The organism is Streptomyces sp. NPDC086519 (genome assembly GCF_040686075.1).
GTDB classification, from domain to species: Bacteria; Actinomycetota; Actinomycetes; order Streptomycetales; family Streptomycetaceae; genus Streptomyces; species Streptomyces shenzhenensis.
The window spans coordinates 48,526-69,237 of sequence record NZ_JBFBJL010000053.1 but is presented as its reverse complement, the minus strand read 5'-3'; the positions used below and the strand labels follow the sequence as shown (position 1 = coordinate 69,237).

The following is a 20,712-nucleotide window of genomic DNA, read 5'->3' as shown; positions in this document are numbered from 1 at the left end:
GCGCGGGCCGCGGTCATGGCGTCCACGGGGGTGGCGCCATGAGCGCGCGCCTGCGCGGTATCGCCCGGCAGACCGAGGAGATCGTGGCCTTTGGGTCCGAAACCACCCTCCGGGTCAACGGCAAACCTCACACCCTGCTCCTCGACCACCGGCGGGTCCTCCTCGACGTGCTCCGCGAGGACCTCGACCTGACCGGCGCCAAGAAGGGCTGCGACCACGGCCAGTGCGGTGCCTGCACCGTGCTGGCCGACGGCCGCCGGGTGAACAGCTGTCTGCTGCTCGCCGTCGCCCTCGACGGCAGCGAGATCACCACGATCGAGGGCCTGTCCGCCGACGGCGAGGACCCCCACCCGCTGCAACGGGCCTTCCTCGACCGGGACGCCGTCCAGTGCGGCTACCGCACCCCCGGCCAGATCTGCTCCGCCGTCGGCGCGCTCGCCGAGGCCGCCGCCGGACATCCCTCCCAGGTCACCGACCCCGCCACACCCGCCGGCCGGCCCGTCCCGCTGGACCGGACCGAGATCCGCGAGCGGCTGAGCGGCCCTGTGCCGGTGCGGTGCCTACCCCGTGGGCAGCAAGGGCATCGGCGAGATCGGCGTGGTGGGCACCCCCGCCGCCATCGGCAACGCCGTCCACCACGCCACGGGCGTCCGCCTGCGGACCCTGCCGCTGACCCCGGACCGGGTCCTCACCGCTCTGAACGCGCGGTGACCTTCGCGGCGGGCGCCTGGCGCCCTTCGTCCGGGGGACGGTGGCCGCCGCGCAGGGCGGAGGCCACCGCGGAGACCAGGGCCATGCCGGCGGCCACGCCGAAGACGACGGCCAGGCCGTGGTGGAAGGGCCCCGAGACCAGCTGCGGGAAGAAGGTGTGGCCGGTCAGGGCGGACCGCTGGGCCTGGGTGACCTGGTCCAGGACGCCCTCGGAGGCGAGCAGGTGCTCGATGGGGTTGTTGCCGAGGAACGTCGCGAAGAGCGTGCTCACCGGCGGCAGCGACGCGGCGTGCGCGGCGGAGGCGGCCGGCACGCCGTGCGCCATGAGGCCGCTCCTCAGCGTCGCCGGGAGCGAGGAGGCGAGCCCGGACACCATCAGCGAGAAGAAGACGCCGATGGACAGCGCCGTACCGGAGTTCTGGAAGGTGGAGCGCATGCCCGAGGCGACGCCCCGGTACTCGGCCGGCACGCTGCCCATGATCGAGGACGTGTTCGGGGCGGAGAACATGCCCTGGCCGAGGCCGTTGAGCAGCAGCAGCGCCGCGAACAGCCCGTAGCCGAAGTCGACGGGCAGCGCGAGCAGCCCCAGGAACGACCCGGTGACGACGACCAGTCCCGCGGTGGAGAAGAACCGGGCGCCGAACCGGTCCGAGAGGTAGCCGGACACCGGCCCCGCGATCAGGAAGCCCAGCGTCAGCGGGAGCATGAAGACGCCGGCCCACAGCGGGGTGTCCTCGAAGGCGTAGCCGTGCAGCGGCAGCCAGATGCCCTGTAGCCAGATGATGAGCATGAACTGCAGCCCGCCGCGCGCGATCGCGGTCAGCAGGGCGGCCGCGTTGCCCGCGGCGAACGCCCTGTTCCTGAAGAGGGCGAGGTTGAACATGGGTTCGGCGACCCGCGTCTCGATGACGCAGAAGGCCAGCAGCAGGGCGGCACCGCCGGTCAGGCCGGTGAGCACCCACGGGTTGCCCCAGCCGGTGGCGCTGCCGCCGTAGGGCTGGATGCCGTAGGTGATCCCGGCCAGCAGGATGCCGGCGCCGGCCGCGAAGGTGAGGTTGCCGAGCCAGTCGATCCGGCCGGGCCGGCCCGCCGAGGTCTCGCGCAGGCTCAGGTAGGACCAGATCGTGCCGGTGATGCTGACCGGGACGCTCACCCAGAACACCGCCCGCCAGTCGACGGCGGCGAGCAGCCCGCCGGCCAGCAGACCGAGGAACTGCCCTGCCAGCGCGGTGATCTGGTTGATGCCGAGGGCCATGCCGCGCTGCCGGGCCGGGAAGGCGTCGGTGAGGATGGCGGCCGAGTTGGCGGTGAGCATGGACCCGCCGAAGGCCTGCACGATCCGCCACAGGATCAGCCACAGGGCGCCGGCCCCGGCCCGGAACGGATCGAGCGACAGCGCGACCGAGGCGCAGGCGAAGATCAGGAAGCCCAGGTTGTAGATCTTCACCCGCCCGAACATGTCGCCGAGCCGTCCGAGCACGACGACCAGCACGGCGGACACCAGCAGATAGCCCAGGATCATCCAGAGCAGATAGCCGATGTTGCCCGGCGCGAGCGGATCGAGCCCGATGCCGCGGAAGATCGCCGGCAGCGAGATGATCACGATCGACGCGTCCATCGTGGCGATCAGCACGCCGAGGGTGGTGTTCGACAGCGCCACCCACTTGTAACCGGGCCCGGCCGGGGTCTGTGTGCGGCGGGCCGGGCGCAGGGCGGCGGACCACCCGCGGCCGCTCACAGCCGCTCCGCCAGCCGGCCGAGGAGCGGCAGGGCCGCCCCGAGCGTCGCGCGCTCCTGGTCGGAGAAGGTGTCGAGGACGGCCGCGAGCCGCTGGACCGACTCGGAGCGCCGCTCGGCGAGCACGGCCCGCCCCTGCTCGGTGACGGCCACGATGCTCCGCCGCCCGTCGGTGGCGTCGGGGGTACGGCTGACCAGTCCGCGCTGTTCGAGCCGGGTGAGGGTGCTGGCCATGGCCTGCGGCCGTACCCGCTCCGTCTCGGCGAGGGAGGTCGGGGAGTCCGGGCCCTCGGCCGCGAGCCGCGCGAGCACGGACACGCCCGACAGCGACACATCTCCCACGGCGTGCGCCTGCCGCAGCCGCCGGGTCACCCGGCCCACCGCGAGCCGCAGATCGGAGGCGAGCCGGGTGGCGTCGCTCAGGTCACGTGTAGCGCCGCCCTCGGCGGCGAGGTCTGCCTTCACACCTACTAACAGTAGGTTTATCAGTCTGGACTGCTCAACCATTCGTTAGTAAACACCGCAGGACGGCGTCGGCGGCGTCGGCGGTGACAGGCCCGCGGAGCCCGCGGCCGGCGGTCAGCGGGCGATGTGGTGATGCCGGCCGCCGCGCCGCAGGCGGACCCCGGCGAGGAAGAGGTCGGCGAGGAGTACGACGGCGCCGATGACCAGCAGGTAGAACAGCCCGTGGACGGCGAATCCGACGATGCCCAGCACGAGGGCCACGAGGATCAGGAGCAGGAACAGACTCATCGGCTCTCCCGGACGGACTCGGTGGGTCAGCGGCGGGCCAGGCGGCGCTCGCCGCCCGCGCCCGGGACGTAGTCGAGTTCGTAGTGCGCGAAGACCGCGGGCTCCCGGGCGGCGGGCAGCTCACCGTCGGTCTCGATCGACGGAGCCTTCTTGACCACGTCCTTGCGGTAGGCGACCTTCAGATAGGCCGGGCCGACGGTCGCCTCGGCGAGCGGGACGAACACCAGACGGCGGCGGGTGGGCAGCCCGATCGTCACGGTGGCGAAGCGGGGGTTGTCGGTCGTGGTGTCCACGTAGACCGACTCCAGGACGCCGATCCGGTGCCCGCCGGTGTCGACGACGTCGTGACCGCGCCACTCTCGGATGTCGGTTGCTTCGAACATCGGGTACCTCCCTTCGTGCGGGTACCCGGTGCGGGCGCCGGCAGTCATGGGGTCACGCGGATGCCCACGATGCAGGTGTCGTCGTCGGTGTCGGACCGGCTGTGCACCAGCAGGCGGTCCACCTGCTGGTCCAGGGCCGGCGGCACCGTGCGCGCGGCCTTCAGCAACTGAGCGAGAGACTCCTCCACGGACCGGTCACGGCGTTCGATCAGGCCGTCCGTGTACATCAGCAGGGTGTCGCCGACCGCGAGTTGCACCTCGTGCTCCTGGTACGAGGCCTCCGGCAGGGCGCCCAGCAGCAGGCCCTGCACCAGGGGCAGCGGCTCCGCCGCCGCGCCGCGCACCAGGACGGGCGGCAGATGGCCGGCCCGGGCCCAGCGCAGGGTGCGGCGGTCGGGGTCGTAGAGTCCGCACACCGCGGTGGCGGTGACGGAGCCGGCCAGGCGGTGCGTCACCATGTTGAGCCAGGACAGCAACTGTCCCGGGCCGGCGCCGGTCACGGCGAGCCCGCGCAGCGCGTTGCGCAGGACGACCATGCTGGTGGCCGCGTCGATGCCGTGCCCGGCGACATCCCCCACGCACAGCAGCACCAGCCGGGAGGGCAGCAGGACCGCGTCGTACCAGTCGCCGCCGATCAGATGCTGGGTCTCCGCGGGCCGGTAGCGCACGGCGAGGTCCAGCCCCGGCACCGCCAGCGGGGTGTGGGTGGGCGGCATGATGGCGTGCTGGAGTTGCAGGGCGAGACGGTTGCGCTCGCTGGCCTGCTGCTCGGTGTGGGCGAGCTGGTCGCGGGTGGCGGCGAGGGCGACCTCGGTCCAGTGATGGGCGGAGATGTCCTGGTAGGCGCCGCGTACGACGTACAGCTGGCCGTCGGAGTCGAGGACCGGCTCGGCCACCACCCGGATGTGCCGGGTGACCCCGTCGGGCCGCTGGAGACGGAACGCCGTGGACGCGGCCCGGCGATGGTGCAGCAGGGTGCGCAGGAACCGTCCGATGGCCACGGCGTCGTCCGGATGGGCATGCGCGGGCAGCTCCTCCAGCGCCACCGGGGTGGCGGAGGCGGGTCTGCCGTAGAGCTGGTACAGCTGCCCGTTCCAGGTGATCTGACCGGTGAGCAGGTTCTCCTCGAAGCCGCCGATGCGGCCCAGGCGCTGGGCGTGCTGGAGCAGGCCGGCCAGGCGGGCCGTCTCGTCCTCGATGCGCCAGACGAGCAGGACGCAGCTCCCGTGCCGGCTGATGTTGATGTCGGCGACCGCCGCCAGCGGGACGTCGCCGACCAGGGCGGTCAGCCGCATGCGGCGGGCACGGTAGGGCTCGCCGGTGGCGTACACCCGCTCTGTCCGCTCGAAGAGCTCGCTGTGACCGGCGGTCATCGGGTACGTCTCCAGCAGCAGGGCCCCGTTGACGACGCCCCGGGGGCGGCCGGCCGGGTCCAGGAAGCGGCCGTTCACGTGATGGATGCGGAAGTCGGCGAGTTCGCCGTCGGCGTCCAGCACCGGCACGAGCACCAGGGCGGGGTCGTGGAGTCCGTCGGCCAGGTCCATCAGTTCCGTGACGTCGGGCAGCAGGCGCGGGCCCTCGGCAGCGTCCGCGGCCTGCGGGTCGTAGGTCTCCAGGGTGTGCGCGCACAGCTCGGCCAGCGCCTCGATCTGGCGGACGACGGGCGGGGGAGGGGGCTCCAGCGGGGTGGGCCAGGCGATCTCCAGGACACCGTGGATCCGTCCGCCGGTCCCGGCCGGTACGGCGACCCGGCCGCCCTCCGGGTGATCGTGCTGGCCGATGGACGGCATGCCCGTCTCGGCCAGGCTGCGGATCCAGTGGTGCGCGCGCTCCGCCAGCCCCCGGCGGGCCACGGTGGTCACGCCCGGTGGCACATGCCGCCAGCGCCCGGCCTCGGCGGCGGAGAATCCCGCGGTGCCGGCCAGGGCGAGCGAACCGTCGGAGCCCAGCGCCCAGATGGCCACCGCCCGCGCGCCCAGCGGCGTCAGGGCGTGTTCCAGCAGCGAGTCGGCGACGGCCTGGGTGTCGTGGGCGGCCAGCACGCCGCTCTCGGCCTCCCGCAGCCGTACGGCCGAGGTGCGGACGTCCGCCGGTTCCCCGGCGCCGGGGCCGGCCGCGGTCGCCGCGAGGAAATCCGCGGTCACCTCCGAGAGCCGGTCGCGGGCCGCCTGGTTGATGACGTCGACCGCGAATTCGAGCGGTGTCACGCCCGCCTGTCCGGCCAGCTCGGCCAGCTGCCGGGCGGCCTGCGCCGGACCGCAGCGCAGCCGTTCGACCAGGATGCCCTTCGCCAGTTCGATCAGGGCACGTCCGTCGGCCTCCGCCTGCGCCGCCCGCACCTCCCGGCGCAGCCGCTCCACGGTCGCGGTGAGCCTGCCGAGGGGGGACGGCTTTTCGGACCCGGCCGTCCCGCCGCCCTCGTCGGCGACGGCCGGGTCGGTGGTGGCTGCGTCGGCGGCAGGCAGCGGCGAGAGGGCAGCCGCATCGCTGGAGCCCGCGCCGGAAGCGGCATCCGCGGCGGCCCCGTCGGCGGTGCCCTCGGCGGAGCTGGGTCCGCCTCCAGCGGTGTCGGCGGCGGGGGCCCCGCCCCCGGCGGCGTCGGCCGGGCCGGTCTCCGGCGGCGGGCGGCGGCCGCCCGCCGGGAGTCGTGTGCCCGCCGGTTCGGGCGGTTGACGGAGATCACTCACGGTCAGTCTGTTCCTCGGCTGGGACGCCCCCGGGCGTCACGCGGTCGGCTGGTGGCGGATACGGCCGTGACGCGTGGTCACCCGGGCAGCCAGCGCCGGACGCGGGCGATGAGGTCGCCCGTGTCGACGGGTTTGGTGACGTAGTCGTTGGCGCCCGAGGCAAGGCTCTTCTCCTGGTCGCCCGGCATCGCCTTCGCGGTGACCGCGATGATGGGCAGCTCGGCGTACTGCGGCATGGCGCGGATCTCCGTGGTGGCGGCGTAGCCGTCCATCTCCGGCATCATCACGTCCATCAGGACCAGGCAGATGTCGGGGTGCGCGAGCAGCATCTCGATGCCCTTGCGGCCGTTGTCGGCGTGCAGCACCTGGAAGCCGTGCAGTTCCAGCACCCCGCTGAGGGCGAAGAGGTTGCGGGCGTCGTCGTCGACCACCAGGATCGTGCGGCCCAGGAAGGCGTCGTCCACGACCTGCGCGGCCGGGTGGTGCGGTTCCTCGGCGCGCACCAGCGACAGCACGTCGCCGGGCTGTTCGGCCGACAGGTGCAGCGTGATGCGCTCGCGCAGGTCGTCCAGGCTGGACAGGAAGTCCAGCGGACGGTCACCGGCCAGGGCCCGCAGTCCCTGCTCCTGGGCCAGATCCACCCGGTGCCCGGTGTGCACCAGGACGGGCACGCTGGCCAGCGCCGAATCACCGCGCATGGCCTCCAGGAAGCCCGCGCCCTCCTGGCCGGGCATGCCGAGTTCCAGGACGACACAGTGGCAGGCCTGCGCCGCCAGGGTGCTCGCCGCCTCCTGTGACCCGACCGCGGTGATGATGTCGATCGCCCCGTGCGGATCGTCGGGGCCCTGCGCGATGTCCGCCACGGCCCGCTCGGCGACCAGCGTGAGCAGCCCGCGCGGCCGCTCCTCGATCACCAGCAGCCGGCGCCTGCGCGGCTCGGCGGCCGCCGTGGGCGCGGCCGGCGCACGCGGCGCCGACGGCTGCTCGGCGCCGGCCTCGTCCCGGGACGGCTCCACCGGTCGGCCCCCGGCCTCCAGGAGTTCCTCGAAGTCGGCGCGGGCGACGGGCAGATACAGCGTGAACGTGCTGCCCTGACCGGGGGTGCTGTCGACCGTGACGGCACCGCCGAGCAGATGGGCGATCTCCCGGGTGATGGACAGGCCGAGCCCGGTGCCGCCGTACTTGCGGCTGGTGGTGCCGTCGGCCTGCTGGAACGCGCCGAAGACCGTCTCCAGCTGCTGCTGGGGGATGCCGATGCCGGTGTCGATGACCCGGAAGGCCACCACGGGACCGCCGCGCTGCACCTGCGGCGGCACCTCGCGGTCGGCGGCCGGTTCGATCTGCAGCCGCACCCCGCCCTGCTCGGTGAACTTCACCGCGTTCGACAGCAGGTTGCGCAGGATCTGGCGCAGCCGGGAGTCGTCGGTGAGCAGGTCGGCGGGCGTTCCCGGGGCGGTGGCCACCGCGAAGTCCAGGCTCTTCTGCGAGGTCATGGGCCGGAACGTCGCCTCGACGTACTCCAGCAGCTGGCGCAGCGGGACCCGTTCCGGAGCGACGTCCATCTTGCCGGCCTCCACCTTGGACAGGTCGAGGATGTCGTTGATCAGCTGGAGCAGGTCCGAGCCCGCCGAGTGGATGATGCCCGCGTACTCGACCTGCTTGGGAGTGAGGTTGCGCGACGGGTTCTGTGCCAGCAACTGGGCGAGGATCAGAAGGCTGTTGAGCGGTGTGCGCAGCTCGTGGCTCATGTTGGCCAGGAACTCCGACTTGTACTTGGAGGCCAGCGCGAGCTGCTGCGCCCGGGTCTCCAGCTCCTGCCTGGCCTGCTCGATCTGAAGGTTCTTCGCCTCGATGTCGCGGTTCTGGTCGACCAGCAGGGACGCCTTCTCCTCCAGCTCCGCGTTGGAGCGCTGCAGTTCCTCCTGCTGCACCTGCAACTCCTCGGAGCGGGACTGCAGTTCGGCGGTCAGGCGCTGGGACTCCTCCAGCAGTTCGTCGGTGCGGGCGTTGGCCACGATGGTGTTGAGGTTGACGCCGATGGTCGGCATGAGCTGCGTCAGGAAGTCCTGGTGGATCTGGGTGAACCGGGTGAGCGAGGCCAGTTCGATGACGCCCAGGACCTGCCCCTCGACCACCACGGGCAGCACCACCAGGGCGCGGGGCAGCGCCTGCCCGAGGCCGGAGGAGATGGTGACGTAGCCCTCCGGGAGCTCGTCCACGGTGATGGGACGCCGGTTGCGCGCGGCCTGCCCGACCAGGGAGCGGCCGACCGGGATACGGGTCGGCCGCTCCGCGTCGTCGGGAGCTCCGTACGAGCCCACCAGCCGCAGTTCGTGCCCGCGCTCGGTGTCCTCCGCGAGGTAGAACGCGCCGTACTGGGCCGACACCAGCGGGGTCAGCTCGTCCATGATCAGCTCGGCCACGACGGGCAGCTCGCGGTGGCCCTGCATCAGACCGGAGATGCGGGCGAGGTTGGTCTTGAGCCAGTCCTGCTCCTGGTTGGCCCGGGTGGTCTCGCGCAGCGACCCCACCATGGCGTTGATGTTGTCCTTGAGCTCCGCGACCTCGCCGGAGGCCTCCACGGTGATCGAGCGGGTCAGGTCGCCCTCGGCGACGGCGCTGGCGACCTCCGCGATCGCGCGGACCTGCCGGGTGAGGTTCCCGGCCAGCTCGTTGACGTTCTCCGTCAGCCGCTTCCAGGTGCCCTCGACGCCCTCCACCTCGGCCTGGCCGCCGAGCCGTCCCTCGCTGCCGACCTCGCGGGCGACGCGGGTGACCTCGGCGGCGAACGAGGACAGCTGGTCGACCATCGTGTTGATGGTGGTCTTCAGCTCCAGGATCTCGCCCCGGGCGTCGACGTCGATCTTCTTCGACAGGTCGCCGCCCGCCACCGCGGTGGCCACCTGGGCGACGTTGCGGACCTGCGCGGTGAGGTTGCCCGCCATGAAGTTCACGGAGTCCGTGAGGTCGCGCCAGGTGCCCTTGACGCCCTTGACGTCGGCCTGCCCGCCGAGGCGCCCTTCGGTGCCCACCTCCCGCGCCACCCGGGTGACTTCGTCGGCGAAGGCGGAGAGCTGGCCGACCATGGTGTTGATGGTGTTCTTGAGTTCGAGGATCTCGCCGCGGGCGTCGACGGTGATCTTCTGGGAGAGGTCGCCCTGCGCGACCGCGGTCGTCACCTGGGCGATGTTGCGGACCTGGGAGGTGAGGTTGCCGGCCATGAAATTGACCGAATCGGTGAGGTCGCGCCAGACACCGCCGACCCCGGGCACCTGCGCCTGGCCGCCGAGGCGCCCTTCGCTGCCGACCTCGCGGGCCACGCGGGTGACCTCGTCGGCGAAGGCGGAGAGCTGGTCGACCATCGTGTTGACGGTCTCCTTCAACTGGAGGATCTCGCCGCGCGCGGGCACATCGATCTTCTGGGAGAGGTCGCCCCTGGCCACCGCGGTGGCCACCTGGGCGATGTCGCGGACCTGCGTGGTGAGGTTGCCCGCCATGGCGTTGACCGACTCGGTCAGGTCCGCCCAGGTGCCGGAGACCCCCGGCACCTCGGCCTGACCGCCCAGCGTGCCCTCGGTGCCCACCTCGCGGGCGACCCGGGTCACCTCCGAGGTGAACACGGACAGCTGGTCGACCATGCCGTTGAACACCGTGGCGATGTCCCCGAGCAGACCCGATCCGTCGGACGGCAGGCGGGTGCCGAAGTCACCGTCGCGTACCGCCGTCAGCCCGGCGAGCAGTTGCCGGAGCTCCTGCTCACGCGGGCCGCCGTGCACCTGGGTGTCCATCGCCGTGCCGGTCATCCCCACCCTCGTTCCGCTTCGCAGGGGTCCCCGCCCCGAGGACCCGGGACCAGGCCGGCGCCGTGCAGCCCCACCACCGGTGGCGACGCCCCTTCGACGGCTCCCGCCGACGAGAAATCGATCGCAGACTAACTCAGTTGTCGTGCGACAACAAAAGCCCGGCCGGAAAGCCGCGGCCCGCCGGAAACCCCCCGGAACAAGCGGCATGACAAGGCAGAGCCGGGGTACCGGAACAGGTTTGCCCGCGGGTGGGACGGCGCCGGCGCGGGAGCGGACCGCGCCGGTCACGAGGCCCCGGGCGTCACGCCGCGAGGGCGTCCTCGACGGTCGGGTGACAGGGGGTGATGGACTCGAGTCCCACCAGCTGCATGGTCCTCAGGGCAGCGCCGTGGGCGCCCGCCAGCCGCAGCCATCCCCGCGCGGCCCGCGTGGCGTGGTGGGCGGCGACCAGCGCGTTGACACCGCTGGAATCCATGAAGGTGACCCCGCTCAGGTCGACGACGACCCGGGAGCCGGAGCCGGTGGCGGGATCCATGGGAGGCATCCCCCGCGTCAGGGCGCCCACGCTCTGGTAGTCGATCTCTCCGCGGAGGCCGAGCACGACGATGCCGTCGACATCCGCGCGGACCACGGACAACTGGCCGCGTTCCACTGCTTCCTGGTTGCCTGCGTTGTCTGCCACTTCCGTCCTTCACACCCTCGGTCCGGGCTGAGCCCCCTTCCTGAAGCCACCGTTGCCCCGGATTCCCGGGGTGATGCACCCGCCGCCCCGGCCGACTTCCGGCGGCGCAGGCATACGGTCGCAAGTACCGGGTAGACGCGCGCCCATGAACGGGGTATCGCATGTCATCGGCAGGGCGGAGCCTGTCCCGCCCGAGGAGTGTTCCCGGATGCCGGATCCCGCACCTGCCGACGTCACCATCGCTCTGGACGGGGCGGCCGGCTGTATCGCCGGCGCGCGGGACCGGACGTGGGAGTTCCTGACCAGGGCCCAGTCCGAGCACGGGCTGCCGGTCACCGCGCGCACCATGGACCTGGCGCAGCTCGTGGTCAGCGAACTGGTCACCAACGCGCTGAAGTACGCGCCCGGACCGGTGCTGCTGCACCTGCGCGTCGTCGACGGCATGGTGGAGATCGAGATCTGGGACACCGAGCCCACGCTGCCGCTGGCCCGAGCCGCCGACGCCGGACGGGTGGGCCAGCACGGTCTGGAGATCGTGCTCGCGGTGGTGCAGGGCTTCGAGACGCGCCGCGAGCCCGTGGGCAAGTGTGTCACCGCCCGGCTCGCGCTCTTCGACGATCCGCTGCTCGGTGCCGCCCGGCCGACGCGTGGCGGCGGCCGGGCGGCACCCGGCCACCGGCCGCCGAAGGAATGAAGTGCCGGGACCGGGGCAGCCGGGCCGTTGCATGATCCATGTGAACCGCCGACATGCAGGAGGCTTGCGATGCTCATGGCACACCCCGCGGTGCTGACGGACCTGATCGAGCAGTACGAGGCGCTGCGCACCCTGCATGCGGACCAGGGCGACGAGACCGTACGCCGCCGGATGGCCGACATCGCCTACACGCTGTGTGTGGCCACCGGTACCAGCGACGTCGACGCCGCCCTCGTCGTGGCGCGGTACCGCCTGCCCGGCGCCCGCGTCGAGGACGACTCGCTGCTCTCCGCCTGACCGGCGGCACGCACGGACGCGTCGCAAGGCCGTGCAGATGCTGTGGAGGCCGAGAGCGCCGGGGGCTGGTCCGGCCGTGGGCCGGGTACCGCGAGGGAACGGGGGTGGTACCCGCATGCGGGCGATGTCTGAAGGCGATGCCTCGTGACTGGTCTGAACGGTTCCGGGGACGGCCCGTGGGGCGGACCGCGGGACGGCCCCCTGGCACTGGCCCAGGCGATGGCCGACGCCGTGGAGAGTCTCGCGAACCTGTGGTCGGCCGCCGCGCAGGGCGCGAGTCCGCGTCTGTCACCGCACCAACTGCGTGCCCTGCAGACCCTGGAACGGGAACCGGGACTCAACCTCACCGCTCTGGCCGGGGCCATGGACATCGGGCCGCCCACCGCCAGCCGGCTCTGCGACCGGCTGGAGGCCGCCGGTCTGCTGGAGCGGGAATCGCATCCGCGCAACCGGCGTGTGGTGCGACTGCGCCTGACCAGGCAGGGCCGGCAGGCGCTTGACGAAGTGGCGTGGCGCCGCTCGCGGAGACTGGCCGTCGTGCTCGGCGCCATGGAACCGGCCGAGCGGGAGGCCCTCGGCCGAGGTCTTCAGGGCTTCCTCGACGCGCAGGACGCCAGGACGGGGAAAGAGGACGGCACCGGATCCTGACGTGCCGTCCCGCGCCGGCCGCGACAAGACGGTCGTACCCCCACGGCGCCACCCTTCGCCGCCGGCCCGGGCTCTCCCGGGCCGGCGGCTGTCAGGTCACGACGCCTGCCGCCCCCGCCAGTCCAGGCAGACGACCAACGCGTCGTCCTCCGCCACGGCGGCCTCGCCGCGATGACCGGCCAGCTCGCGCAGAACGGCGCGCGGCACCTCGGCGGCGGGCAGCAGCCGGGTGGACTGGATGGCCCGGGCGAGCGCCCGCTCCCCGTATGTCTCGCCCTTGGGCGAGTGCACCGCGTGGACACCGTCGCTGACGAAGATGAGCCGGTCCCCGGGCTCGACGGCGAAGTCCTGCGCCACGTAGTCCGTCTCCTCGAACATGCCCAGCGGCAGCTGGGCCTCGAAGGGCACGTGCTCGACGGTGCCGCCGCGCAGCCGCAGCAACTGCGGGGAGCCGGCGTCCACGACGCTCGCCCGGCCGGTCGCCAGGTCGAGGTCCAGCATCAGGACGGACAGGTAACTGCGGCCCCGGTAGTGGGCGTAGACGGCCTGGTCGGCCAGGGCCGCCTGGTCCGCGATGGGGATGCCGGCGCGCCGGGCGTTGCGCAGGGCGTTGACGGCGAGGCTGGTCAGCAGGGCCGCCTCTATCCCCTCGCCCATGCCGTTCGTGACGTACAGCATCAGCCGGTCGGCCGTGGCGGACCAGTCGAAGTTGTCGCCGAAGACGGCGTAGGCCGGCTCCAACTGGCAGGCCAGGTCGTACTCGGGCCGGGAGCAGGAGCGGCCGGGGAGCAGGTGCCACTGCATCTCCGCGGCCAGGGTGAGCCGGTCCTTGCGCCGGGCCTGGAGGTACAGGTCCGTGTCGCGTTCGGCCACGACCACCTCGTGCGCCAGCGCGTCGGCGATCTCGGCGAGTTCCGGGACGCAGTCGGACGCCGCCTCGCCGTCCCGCAGCGTCACGGACAGCACGCCGAGCCGGTCGCCGCGCACGCTCACCGGCAGATGGACCCGTGCCGGCCGGCCCCGGCCGTCCTCGCGGTAGGGCACCTGAGAGCCGAAGGCCCGCCCGGCCGGGCTGCCGTGCACCGGGACCGGTTCCAGGTCGTGCGGCGCTCCCGACACCGGCTGAAGCACGGTCAGGCCGTAGTCGGCCATGAACAGCTCGACGTCCTCCACGTCGTATCGCTCGGTCAGCACGACGCGGACGGCGTCCAGCAGTTCGTGGGGAGCCGCTGTGCGCAGGGCGTGTTCAGCGGTTTTGAATCTGTTCACGACGGTGAGTGCACCATTCCTTCTCCTGACAAGGTGCGGGTCCGGCCGAGGCCGGGCTCCGCGAAGAGCCGCGTCTGTCGTCCCGTGGTGTCCCTGGCCGGCGTCGGCTGCTAGTAGGCTGAGAAGCGCCCCAGTGCCTGCGAGAGTGTGACCGTGACTGCCTTCCGCCGCCGCCCAGAGCCCGACGAGGTCGCACGCGTGACCACGCGGGCCGTCGAGCTGCTGGAGGTGGTCTGGGGGCGGGCCTCGACCGCGCCCACCTCCGCCTCGCAACTGCGTGTGCTGCACATCCTTGAGCATCACGACGGCATCAATCTGCGCACCCTCGCCGAGTTCCTCGCCTCCACGCCTCCGTCAACGAGCCGGCTGTGTGACCGGCTTCAGGCCGCGGGCTTCGTGGAGCGCGTGGCGAGCCCGGAGGACCGGCGCGAGGTACGGCTCCATCTCAGCGCCCGGGGGCGCTTCTTCCTCGCCGATCTGCGCGCCCGCCGGGAGAGCGAGTTGCAGAAGGTGCTGGCCGACATGCCCGCGGCCAAGCGTGTCGCCCTGCTGGAGGGCCTGGAGGCGTTCTGCGCGACCGCGGCCACGCAGATACCCGACGAGGCTCAGGACTCCGGCAGCCGGACCGCCTGAAAGAGCCTTCACGGCACCGGTGCCCCCACCGCTTCACGACGGTGGCGGACGGCGCTCGGAGCGGTTCTCCGCCCACCGGATCATTCCAGGTCCTTCCCCGTGTACGTCCGACGCGGCTACTCTCTTGCCTCATGGCTATTGTTGTCAAACGGCAACTGTTCTTCGGATTGCCCTCACATCCCTCGGCCACCTCCCGTCGGCACGGTCGGCGGTGACCGTGCCGTACGTCTCGAACGCCACCGCCCCGGAAGTGACCGCAAGCGGGTCCCGGCCCACGACCGGGGCGGCCGGCCACGCACCGCTCTCGGACGGTGGCGTGCGCCTGCCGGCGAATCTCGCAGCCATCCGTATACCCGCCGGGACGGACCGCATGACGATCCCCGCCCCACCCGTGGCGACGCCCGCGCAAGGCGGCCCGGCCGTGCGCTCCGGCCCCGTCCGTCCGTCCGGCACCGGTGACGTGAGGATGGCGCCATGCACGCGGCCCGCTGTCTGAGTGTGCGCATCGACCGCAGTGAGCAGACCTTCGTGGTCACCGTGCGAGGTGAGGTCGACTACGACGACGCCGGTGAGTTCGAGCGGGCCTGGGACGCGGCCGACCGGGCGGCGATGCCCGTCACGGCGGTGGACCTCGCCGAGGTCACCTTCGCCGACAGCATGCTGCTCAACGCGCTGATCCGGGCCCGTCACCGCCACCAGGCCGACGGCAGGGCCCTGGTGCTGGTCGGCCCCCTGCGGACCCCCGTCAGCCGGCTCCTGGAGATCAGCGGCACCCGGGAGCTGTTCACCGTCACCGACGCCCGTCCCGGCGGAGACGGCGCGGAGTCCTCATGAAGAAGGCCATCACGGGTAGCCGAACCCGGAATCGCCAGTACCCGGTGTGCACACACGACACGGACCACACCTGCCGGAGACCCACTCATGGCCGTCCCGATCAAGAAGCAGGAAGCGGATGAGGAACCCCTTGCACGACCGGGCCGGTGCGGCGTCGCGTGGGACGGAGCCCGCGCGTCCATCGCCGAGGCGCGTTGCGCGGTGCGCGCCTTCCTGGCCCGTCACGGACACCGTCCCGAGGACCGGCCTAGCCAGGATGCCCAGCTCGTGGTCAGCGAACTCGTCACCAACGCGATTCGGCACGCCCCCGGCCCGGGGGAACTGGTCCTGGAACTGCAGCCCGGCGCGGAACGCCTGCTGATCGCCGTCCGCGACTGCTCGCCGTCCCCGCCCGCCCTGCGCGAGGACGACCCGGCCCGGGTGGGCGGTCACGGCCTGCGTCTGGTCCGGCGGCTGTGCGGCCAGGTGCGGACCGTTCCCGCGCCACCGGGAAAACGGGTCGTGGCCCTCCTCGACCTGCGCGGCGACGGATAGCGGCCGGGCCCTCACCGGCGGCCCCGGACACTTCTCCCGGCTTGCCGCAGGGCCCCGGGCGGTGCGCGACGGCGGTTCCCCCCGAAGCGGCCGCCTGCCCTGGGCGCCGGACACAGGGGCCGGTCCGCCGTCGTCTGCGTGCCTCCGCCTCGCTTCGCGGTGTCCGGCCGCCGCACCGATGCGGATGCGCCCCCGTCGTGACCCGCGAGCACCCCGATACGATGCGCCGGTGAACACGGAGACGAGCGGAGGGCAGCCGGCGCGGCGACGCGGCGGAGCCGCGGGCGCGGCCCACGCGGCCCCGCACACCGTGGCCGCCGATCCCTCCGCCGCCGACACGTCCGCCGGTGATCTCCCCGCCTTTCCGGGCGACCTGTCGGCCTTCGCGGTGCAGCTGCGCCGCATGCACGGTGAGGTCGGCCGGGTCATCCAGCAGTACGCGGCCCGGCAGAACCTGCACGCCACCGACGTGCAGGCGCTGGCCGCCATCCTCGACGCTCCCGAGCCGATGACCCCCACCAGGCTGCGAGCCCTGCTCGGCCTCACCTCGGGCGCGGTCACCGCCTGTGTCGACCGGCTGGAGCGTGCCGGACACGTCCGCCGGGTGCGCGAGGACAGCGACCGCAGGGTGGTGCACCTGTACTACGCGGCCGACGCCCGCGCCGCCGCCCGTACGCACTTCCGCCCGCTCGCCGACGCGTTGCGCCGGGCCGGGGCGGACTTCGACGACCACGAACTGGCCGTGGCCCTGCGGTTCCTGACCGCGCTGAACGACGCCCTCGCCGAGGTGCCCGGGGAGCCCGTCGGCCGCTGAGACGGCCGTCCGCACCGAGAGCGGTGACAGCTGCATCCGGACTGCCCGTGGCCGGAGAAGCAGGGGCGAGACATCCCAGCGATTGACTTAGCTCAATCATTGAGATTGTTTACCGTCGAGTTTTCTTCTGCCGCTCGCCCCGAGGAGTCACATTGACGCCCCCGCACCGCCGAACCCGCGGGCTCGTCCCGTTCGCCCTGATCGCCGTATGGCTGGTGATCGGGGCCCTGCTGGGACCCTTCGCCGGACGACTCGGCGAAGTCGCCACCAACGACCAGGCCGCCTTCCTGCCACGCAGCGCCGAGTCGACCCGCGTCCTGCGCGAGCAGGCCGCGTTCCAGCAGCGTGAGACCCTGCCCGTGATCGTGGTGTGGACCGCCGACGGCGGGCAGGCCGTCAGCGGGCAGCAGCGGCCGGCCAGCGCGGCGGTGGCCGCGCTCGCCGGCACACCCGGCACGGCCGGACTTCCTTCCCCGGCCCTGCCCTCGCAGGACCGTGCCGCACTCCAGGCCGTCGTGCCGCTGCGCCCCGATCTGGGCGACCGGCTCGCACCCACTCTGGAACGGGTGCGGGCGGCGGCCGAGAAGGTGCCCGGCACCCGGGTGCAGCTGGCCGGTCCGGCCGCGACCCAGGCCGACCTGGCGGACGCCTTCTCCGGCATCGACGGGGTGCTGCTCGCGGTCGCCCTGGCCGCCGTCCTCGTCATCCTGCTGCTGGTCTACCGCTCCGTGCTGCTGCCGCTCGCCGTCATCACCGGGGCGGTGTTCGCCCTGGGGCTGGCCTGTGCCGTCGTCTACGCGCTGGCCGACCGCGGCCTGGTGCGCGTCGACGGTCAGGTGCAGGGCATCCTCTCGATTCTCGTCATCGGCGCCGCGACGGACTACGCGCTGCTGGTCACCGCCCGCTGCCGGGAGGAACTGGCCGCGGGCCGGGACCGCTACGCCGCCGCCCGCGCCGCCGTGCGCCGCTCGGCTCCGGCCGTCCTCGCCAGTGCCGGCACCGTCGCCCTCGGTCTGCTCGCCCTGCTCCTCAGCGACCTCACCAACAACCGGGCCCTCGGTCCGGTCGGAGCCGTCGGGATCGTCTGCGCCGTGCTGAGCGCGCTCACCTTCCTGCCGGCCGTCCTGGCCCTCCTCGGCCGCCGCGCCTACTGGCCGGCCCGGCCCGAGAGCGGGGCCGCCGCCACCGAACTGTGGCAGCGCGTGGCCCGCCTGGTCGACCGGGCGCCGCGCCGGGTGTGGGCGCTCGCCCTGACAGGACTGCTCGTCTGCTCGGCGGGCGCCCTCACCCTGGACCTGCGGGGCGTGCCGCTGGACGAGACGTTCGTACGGCACGTGCCGTCCGTCGCCGCCCAGCAGACCCTGGCCCGGCATTTCCCGGGCGGCGCGGGCACCCCCGTGGTGGTCCTCGCCGACGCGGCCTCCGCGGACCGCGTGCGGCGCACCGTGCGCGACACCGCCGGCGTCGCGGCGGTGACCGCGACCGGTGCCCAGGGCCGCCCGGTGGCAGAGCCGCAGGCAGTGGACGGCCGGGTCAGGTTCGAGGCGACCGCGAAGGCGGCTCCCGACACCCAGGCCGCCCGCGACACCGTGGCCCGGCTGCGCACCGCGCTGCACGCGCTGCCCGGCGCGGACGCCCTCGTCGGCGGCTACACCGCGCAGCAGTACGACACCCTGCGCGCGGCCGAACGCGACCGCACCGTCATCGTCCCGGTGGTGCTCGCCGTCATCCTGACCATTCTCGTGCTGCTGCTGCGCTCCCTCGCCGTGCCCGTCCTGCTGGTGCTGACCGTCGCCCTCAACCTGACCGCGACCCTCGGCGTGGCGGCGCTGGTCTTCCACGGCCTGTTCGGCTTCAGCGGCACCGATCCGTCCGTGCCGCTGTACGGGTTCGTCTTCCTGGTCGCCCTCGGTGTCGACTACAACATCTTCCTGATGTCCCGGGTCCGCGAGGAGACCCTGCGGCACGGCACCCGCGAAGGTGTCCGGCGCGGGCTCGTCACCACCGGCGGGGTCATCACCTCGGCGGGGGTGGTGCTCGCCGCCACCTTCGCCGCGCTGGGGGTGATTCCGCTGGCGTTCCTGGTGCAGATCGCCTTCATCGTCGCCTTCGGCGTGCTGCTGGACACCCTGGTGGTGCGCTCCCTGCTGGTGCCGGCGCTGGTGCGGGACGCCGGGGACCGCGTGTGGTGGCCCACCCGGCCCGGCGCCGGGACCGAGGCGCCGGACGGCCGCTCACCGGCTCAGGGCCGGCGACCCTGGGCCGTCCTCCGGCGGGAGGGCGACTCCTGACGGCCGCCGGCCGGGCGGGCACGCAGGGTTCCCGGGCGGGACACGATGCAGATCCGATGCGACTTGATGCCACCGGGGTGCCGGACGGACGGTGACGGTGAGGCAGGGAGCCCGCCCGCACAAGGAGCAGCCGCATGACCGCGTTCACCGTGACCGAAGTCCCGCCCGTGCCCGTGCCGGACCCGGAAGACGATCTGGCCCTGCGTTTCGCGGCAGGCGACGAGGGCGCCCTGGAGGCGGTCTACCGCCGCTGGGCCCCCCTCGTCCTGTCCCTCGCGCGGCAGTCGCTGGGCGACGGCGCGGAGGCCGAGGACGTCACCCAGACGGTGTTCCTCGCCGCCTGGCGCGGCCGCCACGGCTACCGTCCGGACCGAGGGCCGCTGCCCGCCTGGCTCGTCGGCATCGCCCGGCGCAAGATCGCCGATGCGCTGTCCGCCCGCACCCGGCGCGCAGACACCGCCGCCGCGGCGGCGCGCGAGCCGGTCCGCTCGCCGGACCCGTCGTACGCGCAGGACGCCGTACTGAACCGCGTGGACGTCACCCGGGAGCTGCGCCGCCTTCCCGAGGCCCAGCGGCGCGTGCTGTGCCTGGCCTTCTACGACGACCTGACGCAGACCCAGATCGCCCACGTCACCGGCTGGCCGCTGGGTACGGTCAAGAGTCACGCCCGGCGCGGCCTGCTGCGCCTGGGGCGGAGCCTGGACTTCGAGGCCGCGCAGCGCGCACGCTGACCGGGCGGTTCACGCACGGCCGCGGCGACGCACCGGAACGGTCCGCGCGCGGACGGCCCGCGTCACGACGCCGCGACGTGGCGGCCGTTCGAGGGCGAGCTGAGCGTGGGAGACCTGCTCCGGCTCGCCGGAGACCAGGAAGAAGGGAATGCTCGAACCGCCGTGAACTCCGCCGCGCAGCCATCGCCGAAGCCACCCGCCCTACCGGGTGACGCCGGTCTGACCACGGGGGTGCTGGCCCGCCGCCTCGGTGTCTCCCCCATGACCCTGCGTTCATGGGACCGCCGCTACGGCATCGGACCGACCGCACGCACCGAGGGCGGGCACCGCCGCTGGACGGCGGCGGACGTGGCGACGGTCGAGGAGATGTGCCGGCTGACCGCGACCGGCGTCCCGCCGGCCGAAGCGGCCCGCGCCGCCCGTGCGTTCGCTGCCCGCCCGCTCCCCGCGGCGGACGTCGCCGCTGCTTCAGCGCCCCCACCGCCCGCGGGGCGGTCGCGGGTCGCCGGCGCGCTGCCCCTCGGTGACGTGCGCCAGGAGTGCCGCGGGCTGGCACGCGCCGCCGTACGGCTGGACGCGCCCGCCCTCGACAAGCTGCTCACCGCCGCCGTCGAGCGCTACGGCGTCGTGGTCGCCTGGCAGGAGGTGATGGTTCCCACCCTGCACGCCGTAGGACGCCGCTGGGCCTCGTCCGAGGACCAGTACGTGGAGGTGGAGCACCTGCTCGCCTGGCATGTCTCCACCGTGCTGCGCCGCAGCGCGCCGCCCGCCGTCCCGGTGGCCTCGCCGGCGGCAGGCTGCGTCCTGCTCGCCTGCGTGCCCGGCGAACAGCACACGCTCCCCTTGGAGGCACTGCACGCGGCGCTCGGCCGTGCGGGCCTGCCGGTGCGCATGCTGGGAGCCGCGGTGCCCTTCGAGGCGCTGGACGCGGCCGTGCGCCGGCTCGGCCCGGTCGCGGTCGTGCTGTGGGCCCAGGAGCGCGCGCGGGCGGCCCCTGCCCTGGCCCGGCACGTCGCCGGGCTACGCTGGGGCATGAAGGGGGCGCGGCGTGGTCCGGCGGTGCTGCTGGGCGGCCCCGGCTGGAGCCGGTCTCAGCCTGACGGGGTGCTCAGGCCGGCCGGACTGGCGCAGGCGGTGGAAGCGCTGCGCGCGCTGTGCACCGCGGGGTGAGCGGATGGGCGCGTCCCCGTCCTCCCACCGCGGGCTGTCCT

At 73.4% G+C, this 20,712-nt stretch carries 18 protein-coding genes and 2 pseudogenes; 12 read left to right on the top strand and 8 right to left on the bottom strand.

What is annotated here, in order from left to right:
• Positions 1-38 precede the first annotated feature (38 nt).
• Together AB0P24_RS36035 and AB0P24_RS36030 are read left to right on the top strand one after the other, a co-directional pair.
• A pseudogene (locus AB0P24_RS36035) lies at positions 39-567 on the top strand (2Fe-2S iron-sulfur cluster-binding protein); the annotation flags it as partial.
• Positions 565-711: pseudogene (locus AB0P24_RS36030) on the top strand (xanthine dehydrogenase family protein molybdopterin-binding subunit); the annotation flags it as partial. The pseudogenes AB0P24_RS36035 and AB0P24_RS36030, both read left to right, overlap by 3 nt.
• Here AB0P24_RS36030 and AB0P24_RS36025 read toward each other — a convergent pair.
• The 7 genes from AB0P24_RS36025 to AB0P24_RS35995 all read right to left on the bottom strand — a co-directional run bounded on the left by AB0P24_RS36025 (position 689) and on the right by AB0P24_RS35995 (position 10,756).
• Complete coding sequence (locus AB0P24_RS36025) at positions 689-2,329, bottom strand: MFS transporter (RefSeq protein ID WP_365801542.1); 1,641 nt, start codon at positions 2,327-2,329, stop codon at positions 689-691. The pseudogene AB0P24_RS36030 and the gene AB0P24_RS36025 overlap by 23 nt on opposite strands.
• 116 nt (positions 2,330-2,445) lie before the next feature.
• Positions 2,446-2,913, bottom strand: a complete 468-nt coding sequence (locus AB0P24_RS36020; protein WP_365801530.1) for a MarR family transcriptional regulator — start codon at positions 2,911-2,913, stop codon at positions 2,446-2,448.
• A gap of 114 nt (positions 2,914-3,027) precedes the next feature.
• Positions 3,028-3,201 carry a hypothetical protein gene (locus AB0P24_RS36015; RefSeq protein ID WP_365801528.1) on the bottom strand — a complete coding sequence of 58 codons (174 nt, stop codon included), beginning with the start codon at positions 3,199-3,201 and terminating at the stop codon, positions 3,028-3,030.
• 26 nt (positions 3,202-3,227) lie between these two features.
• Positions 3,228-3,584 (bottom strand): PRC-barrel domain-containing protein, encoded by a 357-nt coding sequence (locus tag AB0P24_RS36010; RefSeq protein ID WP_365801526.1) that lies wholly within the window; start codon positions 3,582-3,584, stop codon positions 3,228-3,230.
• 44 nt (positions 3,585-3,628) lie between these two features.
• Positions 3,629-6,271: a SpoIIE family protein phosphatase gene (locus tag AB0P24_RS36005; RefSeq protein ID WP_365801524.1), complete on the bottom strand. Its 2,643-nt coding sequence runs from the start codon at positions 6,269-6,271 to the stop codon at positions 3,629-3,631.
• A 77-nt stretch (positions 6,272-6,348) separates the two neighbouring features.
• Positions 6,349-10,074 (bottom strand): HAMP domain-containing protein, encoded by a 3,726-nt coding sequence (locus AB0P24_RS36000; protein WP_365801522.1) that lies wholly within the window; start codon positions 10,072-10,074, stop codon positions 6,349-6,351.
• 301 nt (positions 10,075-10,375) lie between these two features.
• Positions 10,376-10,756: an STAS domain-containing protein gene (locus AB0P24_RS35995; RefSeq protein ID WP_365801520.1), complete on the bottom strand. Its 381-nt coding sequence runs from the start codon at positions 10,754-10,756 to the stop codon at positions 10,376-10,378.
• Between the two features lie 208 nt (positions 10,757-10,964).
• Here AB0P24_RS35995 and AB0P24_RS35990 point away from each other — a divergent pair, with 208 nt between their 5' ends.
• The 3 genes from AB0P24_RS35990 to AB0P24_RS35980 all read left to right on the top strand — a co-directional run bounded on the left by AB0P24_RS35990 (position 10,965) and on the right by AB0P24_RS35980 (position 12,395).
• Positions 10,965-11,450 carry an ATP-binding protein gene (locus tag AB0P24_RS35990; RefSeq protein WP_365801518.1) on the top strand — a complete coding sequence of 162 codons (486 nt, stop codon included), beginning with the start codon at positions 10,965-10,967 and terminating at the stop codon, positions 11,448-11,450.
• 69 nt (positions 11,451-11,519) lie between these two features.
• Complete coding sequence (locus AB0P24_RS35985) at positions 11,520-11,747, top strand: DUF5133 domain-containing protein (RefSeq protein ID WP_234532014.1); 228 nt, start codon at positions 11,520-11,522, stop codon at positions 11,745-11,747.
• Positions 11,748-11,891: 144 nt separating this feature from the next.
• Positions 11,892-12,395 (top strand): MarR family transcriptional regulator, encoded by a 504-nt coding sequence (locus tag AB0P24_RS35980; protein ID WP_365801516.1) that lies wholly within the window; start codon positions 11,892-11,894, stop codon positions 12,393-12,395.
• 96 nt (positions 12,396-12,491) lie between these two features.
• On the opposite strand, the gene AB0P24_RS35975 is transcribed toward AB0P24_RS35980, so the two are convergent.
• Positions 12,492-13,664, bottom strand: coding sequence for a PP2C family protein-serine/threonine phosphatase (locus AB0P24_RS35975; protein ID WP_365801514.1), 1,173 nt, complete (start codon positions 13,662-13,664; stop codon positions 12,492-12,494).
• A gap of 147 nt (positions 13,665-13,811) precedes the next feature.
• Between AB0P24_RS35975 and AB0P24_RS35970 the strand changes: the two genes are divergently transcribed.
• The 7 genes from AB0P24_RS35970 to AB0P24_RS35940 all read left to right on the top strand — a co-directional run bounded on the left by AB0P24_RS35970 (position 13,812) and on the right by AB0P24_RS35940 (position 20,671).
• On the top strand, positions 13,812-14,297 hold the full coding sequence (locus AB0P24_RS35970) for a MarR family transcriptional regulator (RefSeq protein WP_365801512.1): 486 nt from the start codon (positions 13,812-13,814) through the stop codon (positions 14,295-14,297).
• A 474-nt stretch (positions 14,298-14,771) separates the two neighbouring features.
• Complete coding sequence (locus AB0P24_RS35965; RefSeq protein WP_365801510.1) at positions 14,772-15,131, top strand: STAS domain-containing protein; 360 nt, start codon at positions 14,772-14,774, stop codon at positions 15,129-15,131.
• Between the two features lie 87 nt (positions 15,132-15,218).
• Positions 15,219-15,665 carry an ATP-binding protein gene (locus AB0P24_RS35960; protein WP_365801508.1) on the top strand — a complete coding sequence of 149 codons (447 nt, stop codon included), beginning with the start codon at positions 15,219-15,221 and terminating at the stop codon, positions 15,663-15,665.
• 310 nt (positions 15,666-15,975) lie between these two features.
• Positions 15,976-16,479, top strand: coding sequence for a MarR family winged helix-turn-helix transcriptional regulator (locus AB0P24_RS35955; RefSeq protein ID WP_365801540.1), 504 nt, complete (start codon positions 15,976-15,978; stop codon positions 16,477-16,479).
• A gap of 152 nt (positions 16,480-16,631) precedes the next feature.
• Positions 16,632-18,770, top strand: a complete 2,139-nt coding sequence (locus AB0P24_RS35950; protein WP_365801506.1) for an MMPL family transporter — start codon at positions 16,632-16,634, stop codon at positions 18,768-18,770.
• A 134-nt stretch (positions 18,771-18,904) separates the two neighbouring features.
• Positions 18,905-19,501 carry a sigma-70 family RNA polymerase sigma factor gene (locus tag AB0P24_RS35945; protein WP_365801504.1) on the top strand — a complete coding sequence of 199 codons (597 nt, stop codon included), beginning with the start codon at positions 18,905-18,907 and terminating at the stop codon, positions 19,499-19,501.
• A 219-nt stretch (positions 19,502-19,720) separates the two neighbouring features.
• Positions 19,721-20,671: a MerR family transcriptional regulator gene (locus tag AB0P24_RS35940; RefSeq protein WP_365801538.1), complete on the top strand. Its 951-nt coding sequence runs from the start codon at positions 19,721-19,723 to the stop codon at positions 20,669-20,671.
• Positions 20,672-20,712 lie beyond the last annotated feature (41 nt).